This is a genomic window from Sulfoacidibacillus thermotolerans, from assembly GCF_003144315.1.
GTDB classification, from domain to species: domain Bacteria; phylum Bacillota; class Bacilli; order Alicyclobacillales; family SLC66; genus Sulfoacidibacillus; species Sulfoacidibacillus thermotolerans.
This window is the reverse complement of record NZ_MPDK01000048.1, coordinates 1-5,649: the sequence shown is the minus strand read 5'-3', so window position 1 is coordinate 5,649 and position 5,649 is coordinate 1. Positions and strand designations below refer to the sequence as shown.

Below are 5,649 nucleotides of genomic sequence, written 5' to 3'. Positions count from 1 at the left end.
ACTAAAGCGTTCCCCGGTCAGCTCTGGATAAAATTTATCACACCTACCGTTGGATTCACATCAAGTAATTGACCTGATCATAAGTTCTACGAATCAGAAAATGGTGGTAAAACATGGAGCTCTATCCCGCTTTTTTCACCCAAAATTCCTTATTTCAAAAACATCTCCTCAGTTGATTTTCCATTTCCACCTCATTTTTTTAATGATCAAGTAGGCATTCTCCCAGTTAACGTCTTGTGTTCCTCAAAGCAAAGTAGACTGTATTTTTTTCTCACAAAAAACGCAGGCCACAGTTGGAATTTTATCGGACGTACCCCTAAATTACCTATATCAACCAAAAATATTGCTTTTTTAAGTCCCACACAATGGTTTATCCAAAACGACTTGACACTTTATACTACCCACGATGCAGGATCTATTTGGGTAAAAAACAGACTCTCTCAATCTGGAGTATCAACATATGGATTGAGTATCTATCAAAAGAAAGTTGTTTTTTGGGAGCAATCCACTTCTTCGTTTTGGCATCTATGTTTAAAACCAATCCCCTCTCAAAGCAATTAATTTCTCGTAGAGGGGATTGGCGAATCGCTCGGAGGATTAACTAAAGCATCAACAAATCCTTTTAATACTTCTAAATTTCTACCTTGATCACTCAAACTTCCACTAGTCAGCCATTGATTGGTCGTTCCATCAGGTTCAATGTCCGCAAATACGGATACTCTCCCACAGCATCCTTGATTATTCCACGACATTTCTGCAGCATATCCTTGCTCTTGTCCCCACTCATAATCCGTTTTTCCGTTTGGAGATCCATTCGGTCCATGCAACATCCAAAATCCATAAGTATAGTCTGCACGAGCTGCCAAATCGGGATTCCACCCATTTGGACAAGAGGGTTCTGCAACCGCCATTTCTCGCGAGAACCGCGATTCACGACGTTTTGCATGCACTGCCGCATGGCGAATGACACTCACACACCAAGCGACACATGCGCCTTCTTTTTGATTGGCTATATCCATCAGAAACTCGCCTCCTGCATTCACGAGTTTCTTTTAACGTATCAAACACCAGTTCTTTTTACACAAAAGTATTAAATCTAAAGATTAGCACCCAAAAATAACATACGGCACATTTGATAAAGGACAACAAGTAAACGTTTTTATAGGCGCTGCGAATCGCTCCCAGTCACATTCGAAAGTAAGACCTTGTCCCCTGAACGACATTGATTCAACGCTGAAGAAAGAGTGAGACTATGGAAAAATACAGTATACGGATGCGTTCTTCAAAAATAGAACTGATCAAAGGTGGACCAGCTCCTGGAGGACGGGTAATGCGCGGAGCCGTACTGCTCGATTCTGCACAATGTGTACGGCTAGAGCCAGATACTGAGCGCGGCGTACGCGTCTCAAGAGTAGATTGGGATCCCGCCACACTGGATGACTGGCGCCATCAAGTCAACCCTTTGGGACTCGCTCGCCAAAGAGTGTGGGAAGCGCTCGCACTCGCGAGCAAGGTAGCTGCCCAACCTGAGATCATCGCTGAATTGTGTTGGTCCGATGACCCGAGTTATGTAACCGGCTATGTGGCAAGTCCCCTGATCGGTTATGCGCGAATCACGCATCTCAAGCCCTTAGGCAGTCCAATGGGGGGTCGCGTTTTTTTTATTCGAACAGGCGCAAATAGCGAAGAACTAATTTATCGCCTCGAACAACAAGTCACATTGGTAAATCGCTTGCCTGACTCCAACAAGGGCGTTTAGAAATGTGAGGAAAACGACACAACAGCTACTTAGAGAGCTCGCTGCTAAGTAGCTGTTGGCAAGGGATCTTATTCAACTACCTGCGCGTCGTTTCATTCGCAATGCGAAGAGGCAACGTCCAAGCAGAAAAATCAGTCCCCGTCGAATCGGGTGTAGCCACATGAGTTTGCGTAAACGATGTCGTCTGAGTAAAAAATTCATTGGTAATCTGGTTGTTTACGGGTTGATCACCAGAAGCCCACGTCGGATCCGCGATCACCCACTGCGATCCGTTCCACGATTGAATCCATTCATGCGCATCACTTGGATTGGTATCCGAAGGGTTTGGCTTCGTCCATGTACTGTTTGCATAACCGCCAACCGTTTGTGTCGGAATCCCCACTAAGCGAAGCATCGACGCTGCCAATTGCGCATAGTTTTCACAGACGCCCGACTGTGTATGATAGGTGGTAAGTGCATCTTGCCAAACATACTTACCCGGCTGCAACTCGGCGTTATTATAGACAATGAGTTCACTTGCATAATTATTAATCGCCTCAATTGCCGCCGTTAGTGATGGCGAATTTTCAATCAACGCATCTGCCACACGCAGATAAGGTGGATGTAAGTTGTTGTCCATCGTCGCTGAGGAGAGCAGCGCCTCCGCGGTCAACGCTGGCGCTGTACCAGAAGTCGTAACAGAGTACTGGGCGTTTAAATCCGCACTTGGAATCGTCCCTTGTGTCGCCGTCAACGTCTGTAGAAAATGAGGGACGAGCACTACGCTGACTGCACCCGTAAAAGGCGATTCGACAAACCCTGAAAAAGATCCATCCGCCGCAACAGGTAAACGATAGCTCCACTCATTGCCTGAGGTCAGCAGCAACACAGTAATCGAACCTGTCAACCCTTGCGCCTGACCCGCCACAGGAATCCACATGCCCTGTGCAGGATACGGCGTATAGGTGATCGCGCCTGCTTGCACGGGAGCGGTCGAAGGCAGGCCGCTTGGCAAGGGCAAGACGCCCATCGAAGCGGTCGGCTGCGCAAACGGAATACTTTTCAACTCTTGCAACCCCACAGTAATCACGAGCGGCACACTATATCGGCCTTGATCCACTGCTTGAATCGTATAGATCCCCGGCCTTTTTGCTACAAATGTTGCAGAGGCAACTTGTTTCTCGTCTCCCTGATCGACCAAAGTTCCTGTACTGCGCACAATCGTCGCATAGGGACTGTTCACAATCCACGTCGTTTGGCGATTGACCACATCGCGTCGATGATTAAATGCCACAAGCGTGAGCGACTGACCAGGTTGTAAGGCAGTCAGCGGCGCACCTGATGAAGCTGACGTGGCAAGTGGGTCTTGCGTATCAGCAAAGAGGTAAAACGAAGAATCCGCGCGCGCAAAATCCTGCTGATCAGAAGTCGCCGCATTAGGTAGAGGCAAATCAGGGACCGCTTGCCCATCACCACTCTGCAATCCCGTATAGACTTGTGTCTTTTGAGGCGGCGTTTGCACACGCGGAACCGTATAGGTTACGATCCGCTGCCAAGACGCCATACCGACAAGCCGTCCATCGGCAATGCCATAAACCCGCATGCGATACGTTTCTCCTGTGCGCAAACGGTGATTGAGCAACTGAATGCCACTGGCGGTCAGAACCACTTGATTGGCTACTTGCGTAAAATCATGATTCGCCAAAAGACCGATCCAAATCGGATGCATTGCTGCGCGTGTCGGCTCCGCAATCAGATACACGACCGTCAGTTTAGAAGAATTCCCCATCAAAAAACGAAGCGACGCATACGTCGCAACATCCGTACGTGCCGCGACATGTACAGATTGCTCAGAAGTAGCTGCAAATGCAGAATCTGCCATTGACATACTCAACAGCACAGAGAGTGCAACCGTTGCACCTGAGTACATACGACCTCGTTTCTTAGATTCCAAAGTCCGGTAGCGATGAACATTCACTTCGCAGCCACCTTCTCTTTTTGTTTGATGATTCCCTCGTAAGCAACAAGGAAGCTACGAATAAAGAGAAAGTATCAGTTTCCACTTGAGACGTCAACCAGTGAAATTGTAGAATGCACGACTCGCACGCAAGTTCATATTTCCTTGCGTGCGAGTCGTCAGGGGAGCGTATAGAGCAGAAATCTTTTTCTGATCAGTTTGTAGTCGGTGTTGTTGTCACCGTGGCTGTTCCCGGTGATGGGGTCGTAGAGGTGCTGCTCGTCGTCGGTGTACTACTTGTCCCACTACTCGTCGAAGAAGAGCTGCTATCACTAGATGAGCTTTGATCTGTACTCGTGCTGCTGTCACTAGAGACACTCGCTTGATCTGCTTCATTTAGTTTTTCTGTCCAGTGATGTAAAGTTTTAATATAGTGTTTTGCCTGTTCAATAAATTGATGTAATCTAGCATCTACAAAGTGCCCCCATGCCTTACTAGGCATATGTAGATTCGCATCTAGTTTTGCGAACGCGGTAATCATCCGATCCTCTTGCTCATATTGCATAGCTGCACGCTGTGTAGCATGCTCACTGGCTTGGATTAATGCTGCAAGATCATGGCCATCTTGCTCAGACTTCTTCAATGCTTTTGCATCCTGTTGAATTTGATCTAACGCATCCATAACCTGCGATGGCGACGCACCTTGCTGCAGTGAAGTGATCAAAGATTGCAATTCTGCTACAAGCGCAGCTTCTGCTGGCGACGTAGGAGATGCTGACGGAGCAGGCTGAGTAGGTGCAGTTGTCGTACCTGTTGTATCCGTAGAGGTACTCGTCGTAGAGGTACTCGTCGCAGTGGTGCTAGACGTTCCCGTTGTGCTGCTACTTGGCGTTCCAGACGTATCCGTAGTTGCTGCAGGCGTCGAAGTGGTACTTGTTGAACCGGTCGTAGCGGTATCTGTGCTTTGTGCCGTACTTGTTGTCGTGAGTGCAGCTTTTGCCTGTGTTAACGCATCCTCATATTGCTGCTTTGCTTGCGCAACGCGAGCCTCATATTCTGCAACGACTTTGAGCACATCTGCAGACGTCATTTGATCTTGTTGATCCTTCCCGTCTTTGTTGTCCTTTTGATCTTTATGGTCTTTGTGGTCTTGCCCATCCTTGTGATCCTGATAATCTCCTCCAGAAATCGGAAGATTGAACGAGGAGGAAAACGACGAGTCGCCACCATCTCCCTGATCTCCGTGGCTATCTGCAAATGCTGCAATCGGACTCATCATCAATCCCGTCATGGTCAAAGTGACCAATGCGGCAGCTGTTTTCTTGATCTTTTTCATCAGATGACCCTCCTTTTTTCCCGAACACATGAAAAAACAAGCCTCGTTCGGCAGTTCAGCCACCATAGCCTTGCGCCTTAGGTCTGGAACTTTGCGGCCCCGGCTTTCGCCGAGTGTGCCATTATCGTGAATCTTGTTCTTATATCTTCCTTATATCATAGTCTTATAGATTTGTCTAATCTAAAATGAAAGAGCCGGCTCACACAAAGCTCCCAATCGCGTACAACATGATCGCCACGCCAAACCCGGCAGCCATCCATACTGAATTGATTGCTTGTTGAGCCAGCAAAAAGAGCACACCATTTACCGCGGCAAAGAGTATTGCAAGCAGCCCAAGCCATCCGATAAGGATAGCCCCCACCGCATTTGCGCGATGTGCAACACCTAGATAAAAGACTGACAGTCCAAGCAAAAGAATTCCAAGCGTCGAATGAAGAATCAAAAACAGCTTGCCACTCGTTATCGACCAAGCAAGTGCTGCAATAATAAGCGAGATACTCAATGTCAACCGTTCTTCCAAACTTACCCAAATCTACGCATAGGTAGCTTTGACGTTGAATTCCTGCTTCGTTGAGGCTGCCTCTGTGATAGCAGGTCTTACATCCTCTCCACAGGCTG

At 47.8% G+C, this 5,649-nt stretch carries 5 protein-coding genes and 1 riboswitch; of the genes, 1 reads left to right on the top strand and 4 read right to left on the bottom strand.

Annotated features, from left to right (window positions below; translation table 11 throughout):
• Positions 1 to 557: 557 nt before the first annotated feature.
• Positions 558 to 1,019, bottom strand: coding sequence for a hypothetical protein (locus BM613_RS13805; protein WP_109431749.1), 462 nt, complete (start codon positions 1,017 to 1,019; stop codon positions 558 to 560).
• A gap of 233 nt (positions 1,020 to 1,252) precedes the next feature.
• Here BM613_RS13805 and BM613_RS13800 point away from each other — a divergent pair, with 233 nt between their 5' ends.
• Positions 1,253 to 1,759, top strand: a complete 507-nt coding sequence (locus BM613_RS13800; protein WP_109431748.1) for a 6-carboxyhexanoate--CoA ligase — start codon at positions 1,253 to 1,255, stop codon at positions 1,757 to 1,759.
• Positions 1,760 to 1,835: 76 nt separating this feature from the next.
• Here BM613_RS13800 and BM613_RS13795 read toward each other — a convergent pair whose 3' ends face one another.
• The 3 genes from BM613_RS13795 to BM613_RS13785 form a co-directional block, all read right to left on the bottom strand.
• A complete protein-coding gene (locus tag BM613_RS13795; RefSeq protein ID WP_109431747.1) occupies positions 1,836 to 3,716 on the bottom strand; it encodes a transglutaminase-like domain-containing protein in 1,881 nt (626 codons plus the stop codon).
• A gap of 193 nt (positions 3,717 to 3,909) precedes the next feature.
• Positions 3,910 to 5,031, bottom strand: a complete 1,122-nt coding sequence (locus tag BM613_RS13790) for a hypothetical protein (RefSeq protein WP_109431746.1) — start codon at positions 5,029 to 5,031, stop codon at positions 3,910 to 3,912.
• 46 nt (positions 5,032 to 5,077) lie between these two features.
• A riboswitch (cyclic di-GMP riboswitch) is annotated at positions 5,078 to 5,161 on the bottom strand.
• Between the two features lie 69 nt (positions 5,162 to 5,230).
• Positions 5,231 to 5,551: a hypothetical protein gene (locus BM613_RS13785; RefSeq protein WP_181363189.1), complete on the bottom strand. Its 321-nt coding sequence runs from the start codon at positions 5,549 to 5,551 to the stop codon at positions 5,231 to 5,233.
• Positions 5,552 to 5,649: the final 98 nt, after the last annotated feature.

Coding starts and splice junctions, on each gene's coding strand:
- BM613_RS13805 (WP_109431749.1), bottom strand. CDS start 1,019: ATGGATATAGCCAATCAAAAAGAAGGCGCATGTGTCGCTTGGTGTGTG.
- BM613_RS13800 (WP_109431748.1), top strand. CDS start 1,253: ATGGAAAAATACAGTATACGGATGCGTTCTTCAAAAATAGAACTGATC.
- BM613_RS13790 (WP_109431746.1), bottom strand. CDS start 5,031: ATGAAAAAGATCAAGAAAACAGCTGCCGCATTGGTCACTTTGACCATG.